At 54.3% G+C, this 24,171-nt stretch carries 30 protein-coding genes; 27 read left to right on the top strand and 3 right to left on the bottom strand.

The features are described from left to right. Positions 1 to 146: 146 nt before the first annotated feature. The 3 genes from mntR (at position 147) to C7820_RS02390 (ending at position 3,418) form a co-directional block, all read left to right on the top strand. Positions 147 to 572, top strand: a complete 426-nt coding sequence (gene mntR / locus C7820_RS02380; protein WP_076169997.1) for a transcriptional regulator MntR — start codon at positions 147 to 149, stop codon at positions 570 to 572. Positions 573 to 834: 262 nt separating this feature from the next. Further along, positions 835 to 2,418 (top strand): family 10 glycosylhydrolase, encoded by a 1,584-nt coding sequence (locus tag C7820_RS02385; RefSeq protein ID WP_116229633.1) that lies wholly within the window; start codon positions 835 to 837, stop codon positions 2,416 to 2,418. 79 nt (positions 2,419 to 2,497) lie between these two features. Beyond that, the gene (locus tag C7820_RS02390; protein WP_116229634.1) at positions 2,498 to 3,418 is read left to right on the top strand and encodes a patatin-like phospholipase family protein; all 921 of its coding nucleotides are present in this window, start codon (positions 2,498 to 2,500) and stop codon (positions 3,416 to 3,418) included. A gap of 84 nt (positions 3,419 to 3,502) precedes the next feature. On the opposite strand, the gene C7820_RS02395 is transcribed toward C7820_RS02390, so the two are convergent. Together C7820_RS02395 and C7820_RS02400 are read right to left on the bottom strand one after the other, a co-directional pair. Beyond that, the gene (locus tag C7820_RS02395) at positions 3,503 to 3,823 is read right to left on the bottom strand and encodes an MFS transporter (protein WP_076170000.1); all 321 of its coding nucleotides are present in this window, start codon (positions 3,821 to 3,823) and stop codon (positions 3,503 to 3,505) included. 6 nt (positions 3,824 to 3,829) lie between these two features. Further along, positions 3,830 to 4,825 (bottom strand): DUF1385 domain-containing protein, encoded by a 996-nt coding sequence (locus tag C7820_RS02400; RefSeq protein ID WP_116229635.1) that lies wholly within the window; start codon positions 4,823 to 4,825, stop codon positions 3,830 to 3,832. A gap of 129 nt (positions 4,826 to 4,954) precedes the next feature. On the opposite strand from C7820_RS02400, the gene C7820_RS02405 reads away from it, so the two are divergent. The 5 genes from C7820_RS02405 to C7820_RS02425 all read left to right on the top strand — a co-directional run bounded on the left by C7820_RS02405 (position 4,955) and on the right by C7820_RS02425 (position 9,283). Further along, positions 4,955 to 5,464: a YqhR family membrane protein gene (locus C7820_RS02405; RefSeq protein ID WP_240913293.1), complete on the top strand. Its 510-nt coding sequence runs from the start codon at positions 4,955 to 4,957 to the stop codon at positions 5,462 to 5,464. Positions 5,465 to 5,545: 81 nt separating this feature from the next. After that, a complete protein-coding gene (gene aroQ, locus C7820_RS02410; RefSeq protein WP_116229636.1) occupies positions 5,546 to 5,992 on the top strand; it encodes a type II 3-dehydroquinate dehydratase in 447 nt (148 codons plus the stop codon). 50 nt (positions 5,993 to 6,042) lie between these two features. Then, on the top strand, positions 6,043 to 7,119 hold the full coding sequence (locus tag C7820_RS02415) for a M24 family metallopeptidase (RefSeq protein WP_116229637.1): 1,077 nt from the start codon (positions 6,043 to 6,045) through the stop codon (positions 7,117 to 7,119). A gap of 40 nt (positions 7,120 to 7,159) precedes the next feature. Next, the gene (gene efp, locus C7820_RS02420; RefSeq protein ID WP_076170004.1) at positions 7,160 to 7,717 is read left to right on the top strand and encodes an elongation factor P; all 558 of its coding nucleotides are present in this window, start codon (positions 7,160 to 7,162) and stop codon (positions 7,715 to 7,717) included. A 312-nt stretch (positions 7,718 to 8,029) separates the two neighbouring features. Beyond that, complete coding sequence (locus C7820_RS02425) at positions 8,030 to 9,283, top strand: aspartate kinase (protein WP_116229638.1); 1,254 nt, start codon at positions 8,030 to 8,032, stop codon at positions 9,281 to 9,283. Between the two features lie 76 nt (positions 9,284 to 9,359). Here C7820_RS02425 and C7820_RS02430 read toward each other — a convergent pair whose 3' ends face one another. Continuing rightward, the gene (locus C7820_RS02430; RefSeq protein ID WP_116229639.1) at positions 9,360 to 10,097 is read right to left on the bottom strand and encodes a 2-phosphosulfolactate phosphatase; all 738 of its coding nucleotides are present in this window, start codon (positions 10,095 to 10,097) and stop codon (positions 9,360 to 9,362) included. A gap of 367 nt (positions 10,098 to 10,464) precedes the next feature. Here C7820_RS02430 and C7820_RS02435 point away from each other — a divergent pair, with 367 nt between their 5' ends. The 19 genes from C7820_RS02435 to C7820_RS02525 all read left to right on the top strand — a co-directional run bounded on the left by C7820_RS02435 (position 10,465) and on the right by C7820_RS02525 (position 24,054). Further along, positions 10,465 to 10,734 (top strand): YqhV family protein, encoded by a 270-nt coding sequence (locus C7820_RS02435; RefSeq protein ID WP_373309594.1) that lies wholly within the window; start codon positions 10,465 to 10,467, stop codon positions 10,732 to 10,734. Between the two features lie 78 nt (positions 10,735 to 10,812). Further along, positions 10,813 to 11,856, top strand: coding sequence for a stage III sporulation protein AA (gene spoIIIAA, locus C7820_RS02440; RefSeq protein WP_285855055.1), 1,044 nt, complete (start codon positions 10,813 to 10,815; stop codon positions 11,854 to 11,856). Continuing rightward, positions 11,849 to 12,367: a stage III sporulation protein SpoIIIAB gene (spoIIIAB, locus tag C7820_RS02445; protein WP_116229640.1), complete on the top strand. Its 519-nt coding sequence runs from the start codon at positions 11,849 to 11,851 to the stop codon at positions 12,365 to 12,367. The genes spoIIIAA and spoIIIAB overlap by 8 nt, the downstream gene beginning before the upstream one ends. A gap of 14 nt (positions 12,368 to 12,381) precedes the next feature. Then, positions 12,382 to 12,585: a stage III sporulation protein AC gene (gene spoIIIAC / locus C7820_RS02450; RefSeq protein ID WP_076170008.1), complete on the top strand. Its 204-nt coding sequence runs from the start codon at positions 12,382 to 12,384 to the stop codon at positions 12,583 to 12,585. 12 nt (positions 12,586 to 12,597) lie between these two features. Continuing rightward, positions 12,598 to 12,987, top strand: coding sequence for a stage III sporulation protein AD (gene spoIIIAD / locus C7820_RS02455; RefSeq protein ID WP_076170009.1), 390 nt, complete (start codon positions 12,598 to 12,600; stop codon positions 12,985 to 12,987). 17 nt (positions 12,988 to 13,004) lie between these two features. Then, positions 13,005 to 14,195 carry a stage III sporulation protein AE gene (gene spoIIIAE / locus C7820_RS02460; protein ID WP_116229641.1) on the top strand — a complete coding sequence of 397 codons (1,191 nt, stop codon included), beginning with the start codon at positions 13,005 to 13,007 and terminating at the stop codon, positions 14,193 to 14,195. Positions 14,196 to 14,210: 15 nt separating this feature from the next. Continuing rightward, positions 14,211 to 14,975, top strand: a complete 765-nt coding sequence (gene spoIIIAF, locus C7820_RS02465) for a stage III sporulation protein AF (RefSeq protein WP_116229642.1) — start codon at positions 14,211 to 14,213, stop codon at positions 14,973 to 14,975. A gap of 16 nt (positions 14,976 to 14,991) precedes the next feature. Next, positions 14,992 to 15,630 carry a stage III sporulation protein AG gene (gene spoIIIAG, locus C7820_RS02470; RefSeq protein WP_076170012.1) on the top strand — a complete coding sequence of 213 codons (639 nt, stop codon included), beginning with the start codon at positions 14,992 to 14,994 and terminating at the stop codon, positions 15,628 to 15,630. Between the two features lie 49 nt (positions 15,631 to 15,679). Beyond that, positions 15,680 to 16,579, top strand: a complete 900-nt coding sequence (locus C7820_RS02475) for a SpoIIIAH-like family protein (protein ID WP_089548097.1) — start codon at positions 15,680 to 15,682, stop codon at positions 16,577 to 16,579. 148 nt (positions 16,580 to 16,727) lie between these two features. Then, positions 16,728 to 17,228 (top strand): acetyl-CoA carboxylase biotin carboxyl carrier protein, encoded by a 501-nt coding sequence (gene accB / locus C7820_RS02480; RefSeq protein ID WP_089548096.1) that lies wholly within the window; start codon positions 16,728 to 16,730, stop codon positions 17,226 to 17,228. Positions 17,229 to 17,256: 28 nt separating this feature from the next. Next, a complete protein-coding gene (gene accC, locus C7820_RS02485; protein WP_116229643.1) occupies positions 17,257 to 18,600 on the top strand; it encodes an acetyl-CoA carboxylase biotin carboxylase subunit in 1,344 nt (447 codons plus the stop codon). Positions 18,601 to 18,721: 121 nt separating this feature from the next. After that, positions 18,722 to 19,129, top strand: a complete 408-nt coding sequence (locus C7820_RS02490) for an Asp23/Gls24 family envelope stress response protein (RefSeq protein ID WP_076170016.1) — start codon at positions 18,722 to 18,724, stop codon at positions 19,127 to 19,129. 78 nt (positions 19,130 to 19,207) lie between these two features. After that, a complete protein-coding gene (amaP, locus tag C7820_RS02495; RefSeq protein WP_076170174.1) occupies positions 19,208 to 19,747 on the top strand; it encodes an alkaline shock response membrane anchor protein AmaP in 540 nt (179 codons plus the stop codon). Between the two features lie 15 nt (positions 19,748 to 19,762). Next, complete coding sequence (locus C7820_RS02500; protein WP_116229644.1) at positions 19,763 to 19,996, top strand: DUF2273 domain-containing protein; 234 nt, start codon at positions 19,763 to 19,765, stop codon at positions 19,994 to 19,996. A 164-nt stretch (positions 19,997 to 20,160) separates the two neighbouring features. Continuing rightward, a complete protein-coding gene (gene nusB, locus C7820_RS02505; RefSeq protein WP_076170018.1) occupies positions 20,161 to 20,604 on the top strand; it encodes a transcription antitermination factor NusB in 444 nt (147 codons plus the stop codon). A gap of 63 nt (positions 20,605 to 20,667) precedes the next feature. Beyond that, on the top strand, positions 20,668 to 21,525 hold the full coding sequence (gene folD / locus C7820_RS02510; RefSeq protein WP_116229645.1) for a bifunctional methylenetetrahydrofolate dehydrogenase/methenyltetrahydrofolate cyclohydrolase FolD: 858 nt from the start codon (positions 20,668 to 20,670) through the stop codon (positions 21,523 to 21,525). A 13-nt stretch (positions 21,526 to 21,538) separates the two neighbouring features. Further along, positions 21,539 to 22,903, top strand: a complete 1,365-nt coding sequence (gene xseA / locus C7820_RS02515) for an exodeoxyribonuclease VII large subunit (protein ID WP_116229646.1) — start codon at positions 21,539 to 21,541, stop codon at positions 22,901 to 22,903. Continuing rightward, on the top strand, positions 22,893 to 23,156 hold the full coding sequence (gene xseB, locus C7820_RS02520) for an exodeoxyribonuclease VII small subunit (protein ID WP_116229647.1): 264 nt from the start codon (positions 22,893 to 22,895) through the stop codon (positions 23,154 to 23,156). Before xseA ends, xseB begins: the two co-directional genes overlap by 11 nt. Next, the gene (locus C7820_RS02525; RefSeq protein ID WP_181153020.1) at positions 23,128 to 24,054 is read left to right on the top strand and encodes a polyprenyl synthetase family protein; all 927 of its coding nucleotides are present in this window, start codon (positions 23,128 to 23,130) and stop codon (positions 24,052 to 24,054) included. Before xseB ends, C7820_RS02525 begins: the two co-directional genes overlap by 29 nt. The last annotated feature ends 117 nt before the right edge of the window (positions 24,055 to 24,171 follow it).

Raw genomic sequence — 24,171 nt, forward strand, 5'->3', positions numbered from 1 at the left:
CAGGGGCAACCCGTGGCAATTAATGACCGGGATGGGAAGCACGGCAGGCGGCAGGACTTGCCAAGTCCTCTTGAGAACATGTATCATTACAAGAGCAGGTAATCGGGCCAGATGATTGACGTTTATTACAGAAAAGAGGGAATATAATGCCAACGCCCAGCATGGAGGATTATTTGGAGCGTATCTATAAATTGATTGACGAGAAGGGATACGCGCGTGTTTCGGACATTGCCGAAGGCTTGGAGGTTCATCCCTCATCCGTTACCAAAATGATCCAGAAATTGGACAAGGACGAATATTTGATTTATGAAAAATACCGAGGCCTTGTTCTGACTAGCAAAGGTAAGAAAATGGGCAAACGCCTGGTTGACCGGCATCAGCTTCTGGAGGAATTCCTGACGATGATCGGAGTTCAGCAGGAAAATATTTATGGAGATGTCGAAGGCATCGAGCATCACTTAAGCTGGGATTCCATAACGCGTATCGAGACGCTGGTGGAGTATTTCCGCCGGGATGGACAGCGTCTGGAGGAGCTGCGGAACATTCATAATGAATTGGTCAGCGATTCGTAAACAAGGCATCTGTCCGCACCCTCAAACGACAGGTGCCTCTTTCATTCCCAGCACGTAATCCGGTAATTTTTTGGAGCCAAGACTGGCAAAACCCGGATTGCACACGCAGCAAAGGTTACAGCTTTTCTGCCCGATCGGTCGTTTGCGCTTTATACAGCAGATCATGATTCCAAGGTTGTCTGATGCCGGCTAGTGATCTCTAGAGAGCGCGAATGACCGATTTTTTTACCCGCAAATCTATCAATAGTGGAGGATTAGTAGAATGGCGTTTCGGAAGTTTCATAGGTGGATCGTGGCATCGCTGCTGTTGGTGCTGCTGATTCCGTTTACGGGGCAGCAGGCGAAGGCTGCAAACAACATCACGATGGTCCTGGACGGGAAGCAGCTGGTCAGTGACATCCCTCCGTACATCATGCCAAAAGTGAATGTGACGATGGTTCCGATCCGCGTGATCAGCGAAGGGCTGGGGGCTGCCGTCGCATGGAAACAAAGCGCGAAAACCGCTGATATCTCGGGCGGAGGTCATACGATTACGTTGACCAGCGGCAAAAAGACAGCTTTGGTGGATGGAGCCTCTGTCGCCCTTGATGCCTCCGTGCAGCTTCGGGGTGGCCGCGTGCTGGTCCCTCTCCGTTTTGTCGGCGAACAGCTCGGTCTGCAGGTAGACTGGGACCAGGTGGCAAGAACGATTACCTTAACATCAAGTGCTTACATACCTACCGAGCCGCCTGCTGAGGGCGGGGGAAGCAGCTCCGGCCAGCTCCGGGGAGCCTGGATCTCAACCGTGTACAACCTGGATTGGCCGACAACGTCCTCTTACGGCAAAATCGAGCAGCAGAAGCAGGAATATTCCGCTCTGCTCGACAAGCTGCAGGCCATGGGGCTGAACGCGGTGTTCGTCCAGGTTCGGACGGCCGGCGATGCGCTGTATCCGTCGGATCTGGTTCCGTGGTCGAAGGTGCTTACCGGCACCCAAGGCAAGGATCCGGGATATGATCCGCTCCAGTATATGATCGAAGAAACCCACAAACGGGGGATGCAGTTCCATGCCTGGTTCAATCCGTTCCGGGCGAATCTGGACACGACCACAAGCAAGCTGGCGGCCAATCATGTGGCGGTTCAGCATCCCGACTGGGTCGTATCCGTCAATAACCAGCTGATCCTCAACCCGGGTATTCCGGAAGCGAGACAGCATATTATCGACGTCGTGATGGAAGTGGTAAGCAAGTACGATATCGACGGCGTCCATCTGGACGATTATTTCTATCCGTCGAGCGTAACGTTTAACGATGATGCTGCTTTCAAGGCATACAATACGCAGGGCTTGAGCAAAGCGGATTGGCGCCGTGATAACATTAACCAGTTCGTGCAGCAGCTGGGCCAATCGATTCACGCGTCCAAGCCGGCCGTTCAGTTTGGCATCAGCCCGTTCGGCGTATGGCGCAACCAGTCTACCGATCCGACGGGTTCTGATACCAAAGCGGGAGTTACGGCGTACGACTCCATGTCCGCGGATGTGAGAACCTGGGTGAAGCAGCACTGGATCGATTACGTGGCACCGCAAATTTATTGGAGCATGTCCTTCAAGAACGCCCAGTACGACAAGCTCGTCGACTGGTGGGCGCAAGAAGTGCAGGGCACCGGCGTGGATCTCTATATCGGCCATGCCCCGTACAAGCTGGGAACTGCCGAAGCTGGGTGGCAGTCGGCGCAGGAGATCATCAACCAGCTTCAATACAATACCAAATACGACGCAGTCAAAGGCAGCATTTTTTACAGCGCCAAGGATTTGATCAAAAATCCGCTTGGCATCGTTCAGGCACTGACCGCCTATTACCAGCAATGATAAATTCATAGAACATTGTCATGAATGAACCCCCGTGCTCATATCTTACTGTGGGATATTGAGACACGGGGGTTTTATTATGATCGTCAACGCGGTGTTCGAGGGCGGCGGAGTGAAAGGAATATCACTGGCGGGGGCCGTCAAGGCTGCGGAGCAAGCCGGCGTTGTGTTTAACCGGGTGGCGGGTACCTCGTCGGGTTCCATTGTGGCGGCGCTGCTGGCGGCAGGGTTTTCGGCCGACGAGATGAGCGAGATCGTGAAGACGACCCCTTTTGAGTCCTTTCTTCACCGCGCGCCCATATTCAATACCAAAGTGATCGGACCCGCCGCGCGTTTGTTTCTGAAGAAAGGGCTGTATTCCGGAGAAGCGCTCGAAGTCTGGATCCACCATATTTTGGCGGCCAAAGGGGTCAAGACGTTTGCGGATATCCCCCAAGGCAAGCTGATGATCATCGCCTCGGATATTACGAACGGGCGCATTCTGGTGCTCCCCGAAGACCTGGGCAAGCTGGGAGCCAACCCGTCCAGATTTGCGGTTTCCAAGGCCATCCGGATGAGTACGAGCATTCCGTACTTTTTTGATCCGGTCATGCTGAGAATGACAGGCGAAGCGGCCAGGGGAAAATCGTTCGTCGACCAGTTTGTCTATATTGTAGATGGAGGGCTGCTCAGCAACTTCCCGCTGTGGCTCTTTGACGACGCTTCGGAAGGGGCCGGGCAGAAGCCGGTTCCGACGATCGGATTTCAAATGGTCGGCAGGACGACGAACAAGCCGCATCTGATCCGCGGGCCGATCAGCATGCTGCAGGCGATGTTTGAAACGATGCTGTCCGCTCATGATGAGCGGTACATCGAGCAGGAAAACCGTTTCCGGACGATCAAAATTCCGACTCTCGGCGTCGGAACGACGCAGTTTCATATTACACCGGAAGAAAGTCAGCAGCTGTATGAGTCCGGCATGCAGGCAGGGAAAAAGTTTTTTGCGGGCTGGAAGCCGTGACATCGAAGAAAAATAAAAGGCATTCGCTGGTCCTCCTTCAGAAGGAGGGGCGAATGCCTTGTTTTTGATATGTTCAAACTGCGCTTAGTGGTATTTCGGCTGTTGATCGTCATTCTTACCCTTTGAGCCTTCAATCACCTGGAAAGGGTAATTTTTGCGCTTGGCTGAAGATTGACCGCGTTTGGACGCATTGTATTTCTCCATCGTCCGCTGGGACGGCTTAACCTTGGGCCGCTTGTTGTAACGGGCAGGCGGGAATTTGTACAGCAGGAAAACCACACCGAACACGATCAAGGGCACAAGCAAATTCATAAGCGATCCTGCACCGCCAAACAAAATGTTGCCGAGCAGTCCGATGGCTGCCAGTACAATGGCGATCCAGAAAATTACAGCCTGCCTTTTCATGTCATCTCATCCTTTCAGGGGATCCAAGACTCCGTTTCTCACAGGTTGTTCCGCCCCGGGAGCTTTCTCCATCTGGGCGTCAAGCTCAAGCATGCGGTTGAAGGAGGCGATGGACACCTCAACCTGGTCATCCTTCGGTTCCTTCGTCGTCAACAGCTGAAGCCAAAGGCCCGGGTAACCGAGATACCGCAGCACCGGTACGTCGCGAAGCGCGTTGGTCAGTTTCAGAAACTCGAACGAAATGGCGATGACGACCGGAAGCAGAATGATCCGCTGCAGAACCCGCTGCGTCATATTATCCCACGGAACGAGCGAATAAATCAGTACGCCCAGTACGATCGTCAGCATCATGAAGCTGCTGCCGCAGCGGTAATGCAGACGGCTGTGCTTTTGCACGTTGGCTACCGTCAGCTCTTCACCCGCTTCATAGGTGCTGATCACCTTATGCTCCGCTCCATGGTACTGGAACAACCGCTTGATGACCGGGGTCTGGGAAATGCCCCATAGGTAAACGAGCAGCAGCAGCAGTTTAATGCCGCCTTCTATAAGGTTATGCAGGATATAGTTGTCAAACATCTTGCCGAAGATGAAATCCTCTAAAAATACAGGCACCAGCGTCAGCACCAGCTTGCCCACGAGAAACGAAAGCACGCCGACCGCGGCAACGCCGATAATCATCCCTAAGCTCCAGCCGGATTCTTCTTTCTGCTTTTGCTTGGCGCGCTCCTCCGGCTCCACTTCGTCATCCGCGTAGGATTCCGCCGAGTAATTCAGGTGCTTCGTACCTTTGGCGCTTGCATCTATAATACTGACAATACCGCGAAGGAAAGGGATTTTGCGCAATTTGCCGACCCAAGGCTTATCCTCGCGCGGCACCTCCAAAAATGTAATTTCCTGATTCTTCCGCCGCACAGCGGTGACATTGACGTGCTTACCGCCAAACATAACGCCTTCAATGACGGCTTGGCCACCGTAGCTGACCGTTTTGGATTGCTCCGACAAACAATTCACCTTCCCCGAATGATTAGTTGTGATGCCTTTATTGTAACGAATTTCCCGTGCGATTTCTAGTTGGATTAGCCCCGGCCCCAAATGAACATACTAAGAAAAACAAAAAGGGTGATATTCAAAGTGAGTTCACAGGGAGCTGCCATCCGGCAGCATACAAATACTGGCCATACGAATCCGCTCAGCTTCTCGCTGGAGCTCGGCTTTTTTGCCGGGTTGCTCTGGGGGGCGGTCCACTGGGTTTTCCATTGGCTGCGTTTCACGATCGTCATCCCGGCCTTTTTGGCCGAGCCTTTCTTCAAGCATTCTTTTTTGAAAAGCGGGTCAGGAGATCTGCTTGGCTGGCTCTTTTTTATTGCGTTTTCCATGGTCGCGGCGGTCATCTATACGCTGCTGTTCCGGAAGCTGGCCGGTCCGTGGCCGGGTATCGTATACGGTATCTGCTGGTGGGCCGTCCTGTTTGTGGCGGGTCCCGCACTCGGTATGATGAATCGTCTCAACCATTTGACCTGGAACACAATCATCACCGAATTTTGCTTGTACCTGCTGTGGGGACTGTTTATCGGATACACGGCGGCTTTTGAATTTACGGATGAGCGCAAACGGGAACCCGGCAGGGCAAAGGCGCACTAGAGCAAAAAAACTTCTCAAGAAGACATCCCCTATGTTAAAATAGCAGATGGTTATTTGACGACAAAGGGTGGGAATACCATTTTGAGAACCATTTGGGTGATCAACGGACCGAACCTGAATCTGCTCGGACTCCGGGAGCCTGGCGTGTACGGCTCTCAAAGTCTTGCGTCGATTGAAGAAGGCCTGCTTGAGAAAGCGGAGGCCCTGGGCGTGTCCGTCACATTTTATCAGTCCAACCATGAGGGAGATATCATTGACAGGATCCACGCCGCGCTGGGTCATGCCGACGGCATCGTTCTGAATCCGGGCGCGCTGACTCATTACAGCTATGCCGTCCGGGACGCCATCAGTTCCGTTAAAATTCCGACGGTGGAAGTCCATTTGTCGAACATTCACGCAAGGGAGACGTTCCGCCATACTTCCGTGATTGCTCCCGTGGCCGTAGGTCAAATTGCCGGATTCGGCGCTGTCAGCTATGAACTCGGCATGATGGCACTGCTGCGCCACTTGGAAAGTCAGGGACAGTAGTCGCTGCCTCTTTCCCCGGGGAAAGCTGTACATGAGAGAGGAGTGTAACGATGAGCATCAATCGAGTGAACAAGCTGCGTGAAGCGATGCAGCAATCCAATGTGGAAGCCATGTTTGTAACCAGTTCCATTAACCGCCGTTATTTGACGGGATTTACCGGTTCATCGGGATACGTCCTCATCACTTTGCATGATTCGTACCTGCTGACCGACTTTCGTTATATGACCCAGGCACCGCAGCAAGCGAAGGGATTTACAATCGTCGAGCACGGGCCGAAGGTAACGGAAACGGTAAAGGAGCTGCTGATTTCCGCAAACATCGGCAAGCTTGGCTTCGAGCAGGATGACGTATCTTTTGCCGGATACACCGCTTACGCGGAGCAGCTTAAGCCAATCCAGCTCGTGCCGGTTTCCGGCCTTGTGGAGAAGCTTCGCATCTTCAAGGATGAAGAAGAGCTGAAGGTGATGCAGAGAGCGGCGGACTTGGCCGACGATACGTTCAAGCATATTCTCGGGTTTATCAAGACGGGAATGACGGAGCGGGAAGTCGACCTGGAGATGGAGTTTTACATGCGCCGCCACGGTGCCACTTCATCCTCCTTCGATACGATCGTCGCATCCGGAGAGCGTTCCGCCATGCCGCACGGCGTTGCCAGTGAACGGGTGATTGCCGGAAACGAGCTCATCACGTTCGATTTCGGCGCCTTGCTTGACGGATACTGCTCCGATTTGACGCGGACGATTGCGATCGGGGATCCGGATCCGAAGCTTAAAGAAATTTATGACATTGTGCTGGAAGCCCAGCTCCACACACTTCAGAACATCAAGCCGGGGATGACCGGCCGCGAAGCGGACGCGCTTGCACGCGATATTATCACGAAGTACGGCTACGGCGACAATTTCGGCCACAGCACGGGGCACGGCCTCGGCATGGAGGTTCATGAAATGCCTCGCCTGTCCAAGCTGAGCGACGATGTACTTAAGCCGGGTATGGTCGTGACCGTGGAACCGGGAATTTACCTGCCGGGTCTCGGCGGCGTGCGCATTGAAGACGATATTGTGATCACGGAGACGGGAATTGTGATCTTGACGCATTCGTCTAAAGATTTCACCGTATTACCGGCGTGATAAATGCAATATATACTTAAACCTTTAGGAGGGCATTTCAGTGATTTCAGTTAACGATTTTAAAACAGGTCTGACGGTGGAAGTCGATGGCGACATCTTTACCGTTCTCGATTTTCAGCACGTTAAACCGGGTAAAGGGGCAGCCTTCGTACGTTCGAAGCTGAAAAACCTCCGTAACGGCAACACCGTTGAGCGCACATTCCGCGCAGGTGAAACGATTGGCCGTGCCATCATCGAAAACCGCGGCGTTTCTTATCTGTATGCAAGCGGTCAAGAGCATACGTTCATGGACAACGAAACCTACGACCAGTTCACGCTGGACAGCAAGCAGCTGGAGTGGGAACTGAACTTCCTCAAAGAGAACATGAACGTGAACATCGTCAGCTACCAGGGCGAAATTCTCGGGATCAACCTGCCGACCAGCGTTGAGCTGAAGGTTGTTGAAACCGAGCCGGGCATTAAAGGAAATACGGCTACAGGGGCGACGAAGAACGCGAAGCTGGAAACCGGCCTGAACGTTCAGGTGCCTTTGTTCATCAATGAAGGCGATGTGCTTCTGATCGACACCCGTGAAGGCAAATATATCTCCCGCGCGTAAAGCCGGCGATAGAATTGCTTAACACCCGACAGGGCTAAGCCGATCCTCCTTTCCTTCTGAAAGGAGGATTTTTTGTATAATCCCATGAAAAAACATTAACAATCGGGCGTACTTTCGTATTATACTAGTTTAAAGCGTAAAATTAGACAGTTGTCAGCATTTTGCAACATGAGATCCTGCTTTTTTCACCATGGCCAGTCTATTGGCGAAAAGGGTGCTGATCGCATATAGAAATAGGATCGGGCGGTTTTACCGGCGTGGGAAATGATTGCATAATGCCCAGTTGTACAATGAGTGGGGAGTGAATCGAAGTTGTCACTGTACGTCATGAAATTCGGAGGCAGTTCCGTCGGAGATATTGAGCGCATGCAGCGCGTGGCCCGGCGTATCGTCGAGAAACAGGACGAAGGACACCAGTGTGTAGTAGTCGTTTCCGCGATGGGGGATACGACGGATGATTTGATCGATCAGGCGATGCTGCTCAATCCAAATCCGCCTGCACGCGAGATGGATATGCTGATGACCACCGGGGAGCAGATTTCCATGTCGCTTCTGTCGATGGCCATTCATCAGCTCGGCCGCAGTGCCGTTTCGCTGACAGGCTGGCAGGCGGGATTCCGGACAGAGCCGGTGCACGGCAAAGCGAGAATCATGGATATCGTTCCGGACCGGGTGATTGGAGCCCTGCAGGAAGGAAACATCGTGATCGTGGCCGGATTCCAGGGCATGACCGAAGAAGGGGAAATCACGACGCTCGGCCGCGGGGGATCCGATACGACAGCCGTTGCGCTGGCTGCGGCGATTAGCGCCGATGTGTGCGAGATTTATACTGACGTGGACGGCATTTATTCGACCGATCCGCGAATCGTGAAATGCGCCCGCAAGCTTGAGGAAATTTCGTATGACGAAATGCTGGAGCTGGCCAACCTGGGGGCGGCCGTTCTTCATCCGCGCGCGGTGGAGTACGCAAAGCATCACCAGGTGAAGCTCGTCGTCAGATCCAGTTTTAACTATAATGAAGGCACGGTTGTGAAGGAGGAGACCAGCATGGAGCAGGGAGTAGTGGTAAGCGGCATCGCTTATGATAAAAATGTGGCCAGAATCAGTATTTTGGGAGTGGAAGACGTTCCCGGCGTTCTTGCCACGGTGTTCGGAGCGCTCGCCGGCGCTGGTATCAACGTGGACATCATCGTGCAGAGCGGCGTTCAGGACGGCAAGGCGGACTTTTCCTTTACCACCTCTCTGTCGGAGAGCGGCCAGGCACTTCAAGTTATCAAGGATTTGAGATCCACCCTTCCGTACCGTGAAGTCACCTCGGAAGACAATCTGGTCAAAGTATCGATCGTAGGTGCGGGCATGATCAGCCATCCCGGCGTTGCCGCCGAAATGTTCGATGTCATTTCCAAGCAGGGCGTCAGCATTAAAATGGTCAGCACGTCCGAGATTAAAACGTCTTGCGTCATCGAAGGCGGCAACCTGGAACAGGTCGTCAGAGCGCTTCATACCGCCTACAACCTCGATACCGATGCGCAGGTGTTTGTGGGAGGCCCACAGGACCGCCGCTAGGTCAGGATGCAAATACTCATACAAAAAGCCGTCCCCACACCAGGGGGCGGCTTTGTTTATTTCAGCGCGGCTCGGATTATCCGCGGTTCGCAGCAATTGCGAACAATGGCGTCAGGATCATTTCCGACTTCGCATACGGCACGACAGGGACCGTGTCGATCCCTGTGCAGTATTCGACGTCATGCGTAAATCCCAGCTTGACCAGCTGCTTCGCTGCGCATCCTTCCATTACGGTTTCAAACAGGGATCCCTTGCACTGCCGGTACGCATGCTTCATCGCCTGGCCCAGATCATTCAGCTGAAGCGGCGCTTCCGAAATGGACTCCATCGCATCGATGATCATTCCCGCGCACAGGCCATCCTCCAGCGAAAAATCGTTGCGGCATCCCGAGCACAGCAGGATGGCATCTTTCCCGAACGATAACAGAGCTGACGCACAGGCCGTCCCATTCATAAATGAAGCGGCAAATATTCTGGCGGCTTTATGGGATTTGAGCAGCCCTCGGGTCCCGTTCGATGTGGTCAGCACCACCAGCTTTCCGGCAACCTCAGGGGTCATATAATCATGCGGCGAATTCCCGGCCTGAAACCCGGGGATTTTTTTATAATACCGTTCTCCACCGACAAACGTTTGGTCTCCCCGCATCTGCTGGGCTTGAGGAACCGTCTCCACGGGCATCAGCCCGGTAGCGCCTTGGGCCAGAGCCGTGATCATCGTACTGGTTGCCCGCAGCACGTCAATCACAACGGCGCTCTTGTGCACAAACTCCTCCGATCTTACTTCGTCCACATTGGCAATGACATCCACCCGCATGGATAAATCCTCCTTATGCATCTGTAAATAATACGACACCTCTTTCAGCTGCTTAGCCCTGAAGATGCCGATGGTTGAACGGTCCTCTCTTGGTTGGCCGGATGCAGGCAGTTTGTCTGCAGACGGGTCCAACCCAGGCAACTGACAAGCGGATAGGTATTTCACCAAACAATATATGCAAGCCCGGTGCATTTTGTTCCGAATATAGGAGTTATTAAATAGAGGCTTTATCATGACTCTTTTGAGAATCAGTGAAGCAGCTCCGTTTTGCCAAGTTATTTTCCGTATCTTTCTTGTAAAAGACAACTAAAAAGAGAGAATCCCGCATATCTATGAGGTTAGAAGTACAATCTCGCAAAAGGGGGTCATTTTAGTGGACAAGTTCGTGCTCAGCATGGCTACGCTGCGTTTTATCTCCGGAAGTCTGGAAATCGCCGCCGCGCTGCTGATGCTAAAGCTCGCTCAGGTAGATAAGGCGCTGGCGGTCAATTCCCTGCTGGCATTCGTCGGGCCGACGGTGCTCATCCTGACGACTTCCATCGGGCTCATCGGCGTGGCCGATAAGCTCTCCTGGGGAAAGATGGCGTGGATCTTTTTCGGCGTGTCCTGTCTCTTAATCGGCATTCTCAAAAAATGATAGATTACAGTGGTCATAAATTTAGGGGCCAAGCATAGACATAAGTAAGAAAACAACTAGTAGTTTATCCATCTGAAGTTGAACAAGCTTACAGGAGAAAGGCAGCACGGGGGTGGTCCTATTACAAATCCAAACTGGCTGGAGTTATTTCCGGAGCCGGTCAAATCGATCCTTCACCAGCTCCCTCACCATATTCTGAGCATCGTGGAGGAGGTACGCATCCGTGAAGGCAGGCCGCTGGAGATCAACGGCGCAGGCTCACACCACTATGTTACGGGACAAAGCACGCTGACGCTGGATGCGGACAAGGCGTACAAGCCGCAGCGGGAGGACAGCCGAAGGCTGCTCGATCTGATCAGCAACCATTCGCTGTACACGATGGAGGAAGAGCTTCGCAAAGGCTTTATCACCATTCCCGGCGGACACCGCATCGGCTTGGCAGGAAGAACGGTGCTTCACGCCGGACATGTCGAGCATATCCGCGATATCAGCGGATTCAATGTGCGGATTGCCCGGGAAGTGAAGGGTGCCGCTGACGGCATCCTCCCCTTTCTGATCGATAGGGAAGGAAACAGGATTCGGCATACGCTTCTGCTATCGGCACCGCAGCAGGGCAAGACGACCCTTCTGCGGGATTTGGCGAGACAGATCAGCAGCGGGCTCCCCGGGCTGGGCAAATCCAGCCTGCCGGGGATGAAGGTGGGCATCGTCGACGAGCGTTCCGAGATCGCCGGCTGCCTCAAAGGCGTGCCGAGCTTTGACGTCGGACCCCGCACCGACGTGATGGATGCCTGTCCGAAGGCGGAAGGCATGATGATGATGATCCGGTCCATGTCTCCGGATGTTCTCATGGTGGATGAGATCGGCCGGGGAGAGGACGCCGAATCGGTGACGGAGGCGCTGCATGCGGGCATTACGGTCGTCGCCACGGCGCATGCCGGCGGCATCGAAGAGCTGAAGCACCGGCCCGCCCTGGCCGGGCTCATGGAAACCGGAATGTTTGAGAGGTACGTTCTTTTAAAAAGGAAGGCACAAGGGTTAAGCTGCCGGATCCTCGACCAGCAGCACCGGCCGCTGCAGCTTCAGACGGGCAGCCAGAGAGGGGTGAACTTCCTTGCTTAAGCTTTTTGGCGCCGTGCTGATTCTGCTGTCCGGCACACTGGCCGGATTCCATCAGGCCAGGCAGTTTGCCAGCCGGCCGAAGCAGATCCGGGAGCTGATCCTGGCCCTGCAGCGGCTGTCGACCGAAATCACCTATGGATTTACCCCACTTCCGGAAGCACTTCGCAAAATAGCGGATCAAATGCGGGAGCCTCTCCATACCTTTTTTCTGAATGCAGCACGTGAGATGGGGCCGGCCACAGGATTGACCGCCCAGGAGAGCCTGCAGCGTTCTCTCCAAGAGAACTGGAAGCGGACCTCCATGAAGGCACCTGAACGCGAGGTGCTGCATCAGCTCAGCTTCACGCTCGGGACAAGCGACCGGCAGGACCAAATCAAGCACATCCAGCTGGCCGTCGAGCAGTTGAAGCATGAAGAAGCAACAGCCAGGGACGACCAGGCCAAATACGAGAAGATCAGTAAAAGTCTCGGGCTGCTCATCGGAGCATTGATCGTTATTTTGATCTTTTAGCGAGGTGCCTAGGAATGAACTTTGAAGTGAACGCAATTTTCCAGATTGCGGGAATCGGCATCATCATTGCCATGATTCACACAGTGCTGAAGCAAATGGGAAAAGAGGATATGGCTCATTGGGTGACGGTCATTGGTTTTGTCGTGGTGCTGTTCATGGTCGTCCGGCTGCTCGATAACCTGCTGCAGGAGATCAAAACCATCTTTTTGTTCCAGTAGGGGTTGCTAACGATGGAAATTATTCAAGTGGTAGGCCTTGGGCTTCTGTCCACGATTCTGATCCTCGTCATCAAGGAGCACAAGCCGATGTTCGCTTTCGTCCTGGCCGCCGCGACCGGCGTGCTGATCTTCATGTTCCTGATCGGCAAAATCGGTATGGTGATCCAGGAGCTCCAGCGGCTGGCCGAGGCATCGGGAGTCCAGATGATCTACCTGAAAACGATACTGAAAATTATAGGGATCGCTTATATCGCCGAGTTTGGGGCGCAGCTCGTCAGAGACGCCGGGCAGGAAAGCATCGCTTCCAAAATCGAACTCGCGGGCAAGGTGCTGATCATGGTGCTTGCCATCCCCATTATCGGCATTATCATCGAAACGGTGCTTAAGCTGCTGCCAGCCTGAAGGAGAGGGGTGAAGACATGCCGGGACTGCAGAGGCTGCCGGACAAGATGCACATCGTTATTTTGTTTGTCGTGTTCATGGTGGCAGGGATTACCCGGGTCTTTGCGGCTTCACCCACGGATCAGCTGATCCAGAGCCAGGCGGAGAATTTGCCGAAGGATCAGGTGGAGAAGTACTGGGACACCTTGATGAAGGAATACGGGGGATTTTTTCCGGACCAGAAAACACCATCCTTCATGGATATGCTCCTTCCCGGCGGCAGCGGCTTCAGCCTCAAATCGGTGCTGACCGCGGCAGGGACCTTAATGTGGCATGAGGTGCTGTACAACGGCAAGCTGCTCGTCACGATCGTCATCCTGAGCATCATGAGCATGATTCTGGAGACGCTTCAGGCGGCTTTTGAGAGGAAAACGGTGAGCAAAGTCGCATACGCCCTATGCTATATGGTCATCATCGTGCTGGCCATCAACAGCTTCAACGTCGCGATCGGTTATGCCAAAGAGGCGATCGACCGGATGATCGACTTCATGATGGCGATGGTACCGCTGCTGTTCGCGTTGCTGGCTTCGATGGGCAACATCGTCACCGTGTCCGTTACGCATCCGCTGATCATCTTCATGATCAATACGATCGGAACGCTGATCCACGTCATGGTGTTTCCGCTGCTCTTCTTCTCAGCCGTGCTTCATCTGGTCAGCTCGCTGTCGGATAAGTACAAGCTGACGCAGATGGCGAACTTGCTGCGCAACATCAGCGTAGGGCTGCTCGGGGTGCTGCTGACGATTTTTCTCGGCGTTATCTCCGTGCAGGGCATCACGGGATCCATTACCGACGGGGTGACGATCCGGGCCGCCAAATACGTCTCCGGAAGCTTCATTCCGGTCGTAGGCAAAATGTTTGCGGATGCGACGGACACGGTGATCTCGGCATCGCTGCTGGTGAAAAACTCTATCGGTCTGGCAGGCGTCATCATTATCCTGTTCCTTTGCGCCTTTCCGGCCATCAAAATCCTGACGCTTGCGCTGATCTACAAAGTATCGGCAGCCATCATGCAGCCGCTCGGGGATTCCCCGATCACCGCCTGCCTGGACACGATCGGCAAAAGCATGATATACGTCTTTGCCGCCCTGGCGGCGGTCGGACTGATGTTTTTCCTGGCGATCACCATCATGCTGACGGCTGGCAACGTGACCGTCATGATGCGGTGAAGGGAGGGGAAGCCCGTGGAATGGCTTGGAAACTGGCTGAAAGAAGTCATCATGGTTGTGCTGCTCGCCACCTTCGTTGATATGCTGCTGCCAAGCAGATCCATGGAACGCTACGTCAAGCTGGTCCTGAGCCTGCTCGTGCTGGTCACCCTGCTGAATCCCCTGATCCGGATCGTGACCGACGACCCGCTTGACAAGCTGAGCGCAGCGATCGGCCGGATGGACCGGCAGCCGGGTGGCAGCGGCTCCAAAACCAGCCTCGAGCAGATTATGGACGAAGCCGAACAGATCAAGCATCGGCAGCAGAAACAAACACTCCAGTGGGCGGGGGAGCAGGTCGCTTCCACCATGAAGGAACAGATCAAGCAGCAAACCGGCGAGGAACCCGCGAACGTGCAGGTTGTGCTGGGACTGCCGAAGTCTAATGACGATCCGAATGCCGGAGCCGGCCAGTCACAGCCGTACATTAGCGCAGTCACCGTTACAATGAGGAATTCGCAAGGCGATTCGGGCAGTTCGGGCGGCACCCAGGGGGAGAACGGCATCCAGATCGAGCCGGTGAAGCCGGTTCACGTGCAGGTCACGATCGAGCCGGATGAGAAGCAGGCTGGAACAGATCAAACGAATTCTGATCCGGATGAGGATCAAGCGCAGGAGGCCGCAGGCGCTGTGGATGACAAGAGCGCCGGCGAAGTCCGCAAGCTGCTGGCAAGCGAATGGAATATCGATCCGGAAGTGATCACGGTACGAAGCGGATCCGGGCAGGAGTCCCGGTTATGAAGGCGGAGGTGAAACGATGGGGAAGTGGCTGAAGAAGCTTGAGCAATGGCTGGGGGGCGGACAGGGAGGGACGAAGCGGGTACATACGTTCAGGTGGCTGATCATCGTCGGCTTGATCGGGGTGGCAATCGTGCTGTTCAACTCCTTTGTCAATGTGAAGAAACTCGATAACGAAAACATAGGGAGGGAGCCTCCGGCTGGGGCCGAGTCCCAGGAAACGTTCCAGAGCTCGGCAGGTCAGACTTCGGACTTTGCAGCGATTGAGGAAACGGCCGAAGGCAGGATGAAGGACATTTTGGAGAAAATCGTTGGCGTAGGCACGGTGGACGTCATGGTCACGGTGGATTCCACGGAGGAAATCGTCTATCAACGGAATGTGAAAGACTCCCAGCAGCAGTCGGAAGAAAACGACGCGAACGGCGGTCAGCGCCATACGACCCAGTATACCCGGGATGGCGAGATCGTCACCTACGAGCAGTCGGGAACGCAGACGCCGATCATTACGAAAAAGGTAAAGCCGCAAATTCGCGGGGTGCTGATCGTAGCCAAAGGTGCAGAGAACGAAGTGGTTCGCAACTTGATTGTGGACGCGGTGGAAAAAGGCCTGAACGTACCGGATTACCGGATCTCCGTCGTTCCGCGCAAGCAGGGGTAAGCCGATTTCCCCGATATAATCCAGTTGACTTATGAGGAGGATTTAACGAATGAACAGTAAAAGACAAACGATTTGGTTGGTGTCGATGCTCAGTTTGATGGTAGTCCTGTCTGCTTATTATCTGTTTACCGAGGACTCCGGGACGTCGAAGACGCCGGTCGCCGACAGCCAGCAGGTGGACAGCAAAACCGACAAAGACGCCAAGACGACGGCCTCGGCCGGCAGCAAAGACAACGGGGTTGTCGTAGACGAAGTCGTGACATCGGGCCAATCGGGTGACAAGACCGCGGATGCGGGCAAGGCCGACGGTTCCGCCGCGAAGGATACAGCCCAGGATACGTCGAAGGAAGACGCGGCTAAGGATGCAACGAAGGATACCGCAGCTGCTGGCAGCACGGCCGATAAGGACGCCGCAGCCAAAGACACAGCCAAGGATACGGCTGACGCCGGACAAAAGAGCGCAGCAACAACCGACAAAGCCGCGGACGATAAAACGGCATCCACAAGTAAAACAGACGCCGGCAAGACAACCGCAAGCACGGAAAAAACGGACGATGAGATCCTGAAGGAAGTGGCTTCCCAGGCTTCGACAGGCAGCAGCATGCTCGAATCTCTTCAATGGCAGCGGTCGCAGACGAATGCTCAAAAAACAAACGACCTGATGGCGGCGATCAATGACATGAGCAAGGACAGCGAAGCTTCGGCCAAGGCGAGCCAGGAACTGCAGGCGCTCGAAAACAAAGAGACGATCATCGAAAGCATCGAGGAAGAGCTGGAGCAAAAATTCTCCTTTGCGAACGCATTCGTGAAGGAAAATGACGACAAGTACCAAGTGCTCGTCCTGAGCGACAAAATGGATGCCAAGCAGGCAGCGGGCATCGTTCAGCTGGTGATGAAAGAGCTGAAAGTGACCCAGGACAAAGTCAGCGTGAAAGTCGTCTCCGAGTAAAATGGCGGAAAAACAGAAATATCGTCGAAAGAGTCCGGGACAGCCCAGGACTCTTTCCATTTCTTCCGATTATGTTATAATACTTATCGTTATGTGTATGAATTGTCCGAAGCCACGGCTTCCATGCAGCTGAAGGAGTGAATTGCGAATGTTTAAATTGAACGAGATAAAAGAATTGATTAAGCTGGTCGATGAGACCTCCGTACATGAACTTGAACTTGAATCAGAAGGAGCACGCCTTTCCATCCGCAAGCCGGGCAAAACCGAAGTGGTTAGCGTTCAGGCTGCGCCTCAATTTGTACAGGCCCCTGCCGCACAGCAGGCTCCGCAATACGTACAGGCACCCGCCGACAATGCGCAGGCCCCTGCAGCAGGACAGGCAGCAGCACCGGATGCGGCTTCTTCCTCACTACATAAAATCGTCTCCCCGATGGTAGGAACGTTCTACAAAGCCTCTTCTCCGGACGCCGCGCCGTTTGTCAGCGTCGGTGACCGCGTTGACGAGAAAACGACGGTTTGCATTATTGAAGCGATGAAGCTGATGAATGAGCTCGAAGCAGAAGTAAAAGGCACCATCGTTGAGATTCTTGCGGAGAACGGACAACTGGTGGAATACGGGCAGCCTCTGTTTCTGGTGAAGTCGGAATAGGCACCGCACAATGGAGGAGGTTACTTGCATGAAATTTCAAAAAATTCTGATTGCCAACCGCGGTGAGATCGCAGTCCGGATTATCCGGGCCTGCCGCGAGCTCGGCATTTCCACCGTTGCGGTTTATTCGGAGGCCGACAAGGAAGCGCTCCACGTCCGTTTGGCGGACGAGGCATACTGTATCGGCCCTACGCTTTCGAAAGACAGTTACCTGAATTTCACCAACATTATGAGCGTCGCCACGTTGACGGAATGCGACGCCGTTCATCCGGGATACGGATTTCTCGCCGAGAATGCCGATTTCGCGGAAATCTGCGAGTCCTGCAACATTACCTTTATCGGACCTTCGGCCGACGCCATCAACAAGATGGGCGACAAAGCGGTTGCGAAGCAGACGATGAAGAGCGCCGGCGTGCCGGTCATTCCGGGTTCTGACGGCCTGGTTGAGGATCTGGATGAGGCGGTAATGATCGGCCGGGACATCGGCTACCCATTGATTATCAAAGCGACGGCCGGCGGCGGCGGAAAAGGAATCCGTATCGCTGAGGACGAGCAGGCGCTGATTAAGCAAATCACGGCGGCACAGCAGGAAGCCCAAAAGGCGTTCGGCAATGCCGGCGTTTATCTGGAGAAATATTTGACCGGCATGAAGCACGTTGAGATTCAAGTGATTGCCGACAACCACGGCAACGTCGTTCACCTGGGCGAACGCGACTGCTCGGTGCAGCGCCGCCGCCAGAAACTGATCGAGGAAGCGCCTTGTCCGGTGCTGTCCCCCGAGATTCGTCAGCGGATGGGTGAAGCCGCAGTCCGCGCAGCACTTGCCGTTAACTACTCGGGTGCAGGTACGCTCGAGTTTCTGCTCGGCAACGACGGCCAGTTCTACTTCATGGAAATGAATACCCGCATTCAGGTGGAGCATCCGGTTACGGAAATGGTCACCAATGTGGATTTGATCAAAGAAATGATTTCGGTCGCGGAAGGTCACCCATTGTCGTTTAAGCAGGAAGACGTTCAAATTAACGGCTGGTCGATCGAATGCCGCGTCAACGCGGAAGATCCGGACCGCAACTTTATGCCGGCTCCGGGCAAAATCCAATTTTACCTGCCACCGGGCGGTCCTGGTGTACGGGTGGACAGCGCGGCCTATCCGGGCTACAGCATTCCTCCGTTCTACGATTCCATGATCGCGAAGCTGATCGTGTGGGCGCCGACGCGTCAGGAGGCGATTGCCAAGATGAAGCGGGCGCTGTCCGAATTCGTCATCGAGGGCGTGCACACCACCATTCCGTTCCATCAGAAGCTGATGGAGCATCCGGTGTTCAACCGCGGCGATTTTGACATCAAGTTTTTGGAGGAAAACGAAATCTGACGCCTGCTTCGGATTGTTTGTCATAAAGTTCCCCAAATGGTATAGTATGAATGATTAGGGGCAATCCTGCTTTCGTCTGAAGCGGTTTTATATATTATCTGAAAGGTGTGTTGATTCAGGGATGAGCACATTACCGAGTGAATTTGAACGTACGGACATCGGTGAAATTCAAATAGCACCTGAAGTGATTGAAGTGATCGCGGGTCTGGCTACGGTGGAAGTGAAGGGCGTCGCCGGCATGAGCGGCGGATTTGCCGGAGGCATCGCCGAGCTGCTTGGCCGCAAAAATTTGTCCAAAGGCGTGAAGGTGGAAGTCGGCCAGCGCGAAGCGGCTGTGGACGTCTCGGTTATTATCGAGTACGGAAACCGCCTGCCGGAAGTGGCGACGGAAATCCAGCGCAATGTCAAACGCTCCATCGAAATGATGACAGGCCTTACGGTCATTGAAGTCAATGTGCATATCCATGATGTTTACTTCAAAAACGCGGAAAGAGCCGAAGACGTTGATTACAGTCAGCGCGTAAAATAAAGGATTCAATTGGTCACCATAACCCCCGACACCCGAAATGTCGAGGGTTTACTCTAATTTAAGGAGGCTGTGCTGTTCGTGGCTAAGATACTGGACAGACTTCTGCTGTTTATTTACAGCTTGAGTATCGGAGTAATATGTGTATTTGCCATCCTCCTCATGAGTGATTTGGTTCCGTCTCCGGATGAACTGCTGAACACAGCCGAGCTTCAGCTGACGGTCATCGTGGCGGCGGTGATCCTCTTTTTACTCAGTATCCGCTTCTTCTATATCTCGATTCGCCCGGACAGAACGCATGTCCACTCCATTGATCAGAGGACCGAATTCGGTGACATTCAGATCTCGGTGGAGACGATCGAGAACCTGTGCCTTAAGGCGGCTTCGCGGGTGCGGGGCGTCAAGGACCTGAAGGCCAGGATCCATGTGACGGAAGCGGGCCTTGAAATCATGATTCGCGCCGTCGTTGACGGCGATGTGTCCATCCCGGCCATGACCACCGACGTGCAGAAGCAGGTTCATGATCACCTTCAGGAAACGACAGGCATTCCGGTCTCTAACGTGGCGGTATATATAGCGAATGTGGCCCATGCACCAGTGATCAAGAGTAGAGTGGAATAGAGGTGAATTCTCCGAGTGATCTGGAAAGAAATTTGGGAGAGTCACAAAGGACGGATTACCGGTATTGCCGGCGGTATTTTTTTCGGTTTTATTTATTTGTTTGCGGGTTTTTGGGATATGTTGTTCTTTGCATTGGTAGTGTTCATAGGATATTCTGCCGGCAAAAGGAAGGATCTTCGGATGGATTCCTTTTTCCGCTGGCGGAAAATGGGTCAGTGGCTCTCCGAGCGCTGGCGCCCGTTCAAATGAACCCGTGATATGCCTTTCTCCGGAAAAAGAGCTGCAGCTTCTTGAAGCCCATATTCTGGAGATTGACATGCTCACGGTTTTTTTGTGTAAATCACGATGTTTTTATTCCCGCGGTGACCCATAATAAGGACAAGAGGAAATTTCAAGGTTCTAGGAGGAACATGATGAAAAGACGTGTAGCCAGGGAGCTGGTCGTTCAGTGCCTGTATCAGATGGAAATGAACGAAGCAACAAGCGAAGAAGCGCTGGAAATGCTGCTGGAGGATGCCGCCGAGGAAAATGATACCGAGCGGACCATCACCGATGAAGCGGAACTGAAGGAATTTGTGCTGGGGCTCGTAAACGGCATTTGGGGCAGCAAAAAAGCGGTGGACGACCTGCTGGAAAATTATTTGAAGGGCTGGCAAATGAGCCGCCTCTCCAAGGTGGACCGCCAAATCCTCCGCCTCGCCGCCTATGAAATGCTGTATCGCGACGACGTGCCGGCCAAGGTTGCCGTCAATGAGGCAATCGAGCTGGCCAAGCATTTCGGAACCGAGGATTCGGGCAAGTTTGTCAATGGAGTTCTGGGGAACATGATCCGCGAGCTGGATCAATTGAAGTCATAGTCTTGCATAAGGACGCTTAGCCGTCCGCTTTGCCAATCTAAAACACAGGGGAGAGAGAGCGACATGACAGCATCTATTATCAATGGAAAACAGGTTTCTGAGGATATCCGGACCGGAATTGCCGCCGAAGTCAAGGAGCTGGCAGCCAAAGGCGTCACTCCGGGGCTTGCCGTCGTGCTGGTAGGAGAGGACCCGGCTTCCCAGGTTTATGTGCGAAACAAGGAAAAAGCGTGCCACGACCTCGGATACTATTCGGAGGTTCACCGGCTTCCGGCCACGACGACTCAGGAGGATTTGCTTGCATTGGTGGACAAGCTGAACAAGCAGGACACCATTGACGGCATCCTCGTCCAGCTGCCGCTTCCCGGACATATTGACGAAAAGGCAGTCATTAACGCGATCGCGGTAGACAAGGACGTTGACGGATTTCATCCGGTAAACGTCGGCAACCTGGTCATCGGAGATGACAGCCTTCTTCCATGCACGCCGGCAGGCGTCATCGAGCTGATCAAGCGTGCGGGTGTAGAGCTGGCCGGAAAGCATGCCGTCGTCATCGGCCGCAGCAATATCGTCGGCAAGCCGGTTTCGCTGCTGCTTCAGCGCGAAAACGCGACCGTGACGATGTGCCACTCCCGGACGATCGGCATGGCGGACATTGCGCGCCAGGCTGACATTCTGGTCGTTGCGATCGGTCGGGCCAATTTCATCGATGCAAGCTTTGTGAAACCGGGTGCCGTCGTCATCGACGTGGGCATGAACCGGCTGGAGAACGGCAAGCTGGCCGGGGACGTGGATTTCGAAAGCGTTAAGGAAGTATCGGGACCGATCACGCCGGTGCCTGGCGGCGTAGGACCGATGACGATTACGATGCTGATGCAGAACACCCTGATCGCGGCCAAACGCCACCACGGATTGGCATAACGGAGCGGATGCCATGGAGCCGCAGCGTATTTTTTCAATCAAGGACTTGAACCGTTATATCCGGATGAAGATGGACTCGGACAGTCTGCTGTCCGACGTCTGGATCCGGGGGGAAATATCGAATTTTACCCACCATTCCAGCGGGCATATGTATTTCACGCTCAAGGATGAAGGGAGCCGCATCAAAGCGATTATGTTTGCTTCCCATAACCAGCGGCTGCCGTTTCGCCCCAAGGAAGGCTCAAGGGTCATCGCTAGAGGGAATGTTACGGTATACGAGCGGGATGGGCAGTATCAATTTTATGCCACCCAAATGCAGCCCGACGGGATCGGCAGCCTGTATTTGGCTTACGAGCAGCTTAAGGAAAAGCTGGAGAAAGAAGGGCTGTTTGCTGCAGACCGCAAGCGGCCGATTCCGGAGTTTCCGGAGACGATCGGCGTCATCACGTCGCCGACAGGTGCGGCCGTACGCGATATTATGACGACGCTTGAGCGGCGTTACCCGCGGGCGCGGATCATTCTCGCCCCTGTCCTGGTCCAGGGAAAAGGGGCCGCTCCCTCGATCGTGAAGGCCATTCGCACGATGAACGAGCTGGATGAAGCGGACGTGCTGATCGTCGGCCGCGGCGGCGGCTCACTGGAGGAGCTGTGGGCCTTTAACGAAGAAATGGTCGCGCGGGCGATTCGCGCCTCGCATATACCGGTCATTTCGGCCGTCGGACACGAAACCGACTTTACGATCGCGGACTTCGCCGCAGACCTGAGAGCGGCGACTCCGACCGCGGCCGCGGAGCTGGCCGTGCCGCATGCAGGCGAGCTGAAGGCGCGGCTGCAGCAGCGGGAACGGCTGCTGCTCCAGCTGCTTCAGCAGCGGGTGAAGCGCAGCCGCCAGCAGCTGGCGTCCCTGCAGCGCTCGCCCGTGCTGCTGCATCCGCGGCGCTACATGCTGCAGCATGCGGAGCGCCTGGACATGCTGCGCCAGCGGCTGAGCGGCAACCTGCGTTCCCGGGTTCAGCTGAACCGGGAAAAGAGAAGCCGCATGTACCATGCGCTGATGCGGTACAATCCGCAGGAGCAGCTGACAGGGGCCCGGAGCCGCAACGATGCGGCGCGCCGGCAGCTGCTTCAGACGATGCAGAACATACTGAAAGACAAGAAATCCCAGCTTACTTCCGGCGTGCGCCATCTGGACGCCCTCAGTCCGCTGAAGGTTATGGCCCGCGGCTACAGCCTCGTTTATGACGAGCAGGAAAAGCGTTTAATTAAATCGATTCATGAGGTACAGCCTGGCGACGTGGTCCAGATCAAAGTGAACGACGGCCAGTTATCCTGCCAGGTATGGGAACTGAAGGAGGATGCACAGGAACATGGGGAATGAAAAAGAGCTCAGCTTTGAGGACGCAATGGTTCAGCTTGAGGATATCGTCGGAGAACTGGAGCACGGCGACGTTCCGCTCGAAAAGGCGATTGAGCTGTTCCAGCAGGGAATGAAGCTGTCCCAGCTGTGCGGGCAGAAGCTCGAACAGGTGGAACGGAAAATCGAGATGATCGTTGAAGAGGATGGGGAGCTTCGCAAGAAGCCGTTCGGCGGCGGACAGCTCGATCAGAGCGGCGGTGAAGTTTTTGAGTGACCGGGTTTCGTTCCAGGAATACATGCAGCAGATTTCCGAGAAAGTAACCGCCTCGTTGGAGGACAGCCTGCCTCATCATTGGCAGGTTCCTTCTTCATTAAAGGAATCCATGACGTATTCCTTGATGGCCGGAGGAAAGCGGCTCCGTCCGCTGCTGGTGATCGCGGCTTGCGAAGCGCTCGGAGGCAATGGGGAGGCGGCCCTTGATGCGGCATGCGCCGTTGAAATGGTGCATACCTACTCGCTCATTCATGATGATTTGCCGGCTATGGATAATGATGACTACCGCCGGGGCAAACTGACCAATCATAAAGTATATGGCGAAGCTACCGCCATTCTGGCCGGGGACGCCCTGCTGACGCATGCCTTTTATACGATCGCCCGAATCTCGGCGAAGCATGGCATTGATGCGGCCCCGATTTTGGCCATTGTGCAGGACCTCGCGGAGATGGCCGGTCCAAGAGGCATGGTTGGCGGACAGGCGGCCGATATGGAAGGGGAGCAGGGAGTTACGGATCTGGAGCATCTTCAGTATATCCACCAGCACAAGACGGGCGATCTGATTATTTTCTCCCTCCTTGCCGGCGGACGGATTGCCGGAGGCTCGGAGCGCGAGCTGGAAGCGCTGCGTACGTTTGGCAGCCGCCTGGGGCTCGCCTTTCAAATTCAGGACGATATCCTGGACCTGGTTGGAGACGAGGCAAAACTGGGTAAGAAGACACAGAGCGACATCAAGCAGGAGAAGGTGACATATCCTTATTTTATCGGTCTGGAGGCTTCGCAGCAGCAGGTCGAATCACTGACCCGAGAAGCCAAAGCGGCTGTCTTGAACGCCGGTTTTCAGGATCCGGAGCGCCTGCTGGAGATCGCCGATTATTTAATGCACAGGGACCATTAGAGCATGATGCTTTATGTATGATGGGCATTTTATGATATAATGGCGAAAAGAATCTAATCATGGAAGAATGTCATGGATAACCATATCACTAATTACGAAGGAAAGCGGGGAGATTGC

Origin of the sequence: Paenibacillus sp. VMFN-D1 (assembly GCF_003386155.1) — a bacterium.
In the GTDB taxonomy this organism is placed as follows: domain Bacteria; phylum Bacillota; class Bacilli; order Paenibacillales; family Paenibacillaceae; genus Paenibacillus_AQ; species Paenibacillus_AQ favisporus.

Bases quoted from the DNA above. Each gene is read 5' to 3' on its own strand.
- mntR (WP_076169997.1), top strand. From the start codon at position 147: ATGCCAACGCCCAGCATGGAGGATTATTTGGAGCGTATCTATAAATTG.
- C7820_RS02385 (WP_116229633.1), top strand. From the start codon at position 835: ATGGCGTTTCGGAAGTTTCATAGGTGGATCGTGGCATCGCTGCTGTTG.
- C7820_RS02390 (WP_116229634.1), top strand. From the start codon at position 2,498: ATGATCGTCAACGCGGTGTTCGAGGGCGGCGGAGTGAAAGGAATATCA.
- C7820_RS02395 (WP_076170000.1), bottom strand. From the start codon at position 3,823: ATGAAAAGGCAGGCTGTAATTTTCTGGATCGCCATTGTACTGGCAGCC.
- C7820_RS02415 (WP_116229637.1), top strand. From the start codon at position 6,043: ATGAGCATCAATCGAGTGAACAAGCTGCGTGAAGCGATGCAGCAATCC.
- C7820_RS02430 (WP_116229639.1), bottom strand. From the start codon at position 10,097: ATGCGGGTGGATGTCATTGCCAATGTGGACGAAGTAAGATCGGAGGAG.
- spoIIIAC (WP_076170008.1), top strand. From the start codon at position 12,382: ATGAACTTTGAAGTGAACGCAATTTTCCAGATTGCGGGAATCGGCATC.
- spoIIIAD (WP_076170009.1), top strand. From the start codon at position 12,598: ATGGAAATTATTCAAGTGGTAGGCCTTGGGCTTCTGTCCACGATTCTG.
- spoIIIAE (WP_116229641.1), top strand. From the start codon at position 13,005: ATGCCGGGACTGCAGAGGCTGCCGGACAAGATGCACATCGTTATTTTG.
- spoIIIAG (WP_076170012.1), top strand. From the start codon at position 14,992: ATGGGGAAGTGGCTGAAGAAGCTTGAGCAATGGCTGGGGGGCGGACAG.
- C7820_RS02475 (WP_089548097.1), top strand. From the start codon at position 15,680: ATGAACAGTAAAAGACAAACGATTTGGTTGGTGTCGATGCTCAGTTTG.
- accB (WP_089548096.1), top strand. From the start codon at position 16,728: ATGTTTAAATTGAACGAGATAAAAGAATTGATTAAGCTGGTCGATGAG.
- accC (WP_116229643.1), top strand. From the start codon at position 17,257: ATGAAATTTCAAAAAATTCTGATTGCCAACCGCGGTGAGATCGCAGTC.
- C7820_RS02490 (WP_076170016.1), top strand. From the start codon at position 18,722: ATGAGCACATTACCGAGTGAATTTGAACGTACGGACATCGGTGAAATT.
- nusB (WP_076170018.1), top strand. From the start codon at position 20,161: ATGAAAAGACGTGTAGCCAGGGAGCTGGTCGTTCAGTGCCTGTATCAG.
- folD (WP_116229645.1), top strand. From the start codon at position 20,668: ATGACAGCATCTATTATCAATGGAAAACAGGTTTCTGAGGATATCCGG.
- xseA (WP_116229646.1), top strand. From the start codon at position 21,539: ATGGAGCCGCAGCGTATTTTTTCAATCAAGGACTTGAACCGTTATATC.
- xseB (WP_116229647.1), top strand. From the start codon at position 22,893: ATGGGGAATGAAAAAGAGCTCAGCTTTGAGGACGCAATGGTTCAGCTT.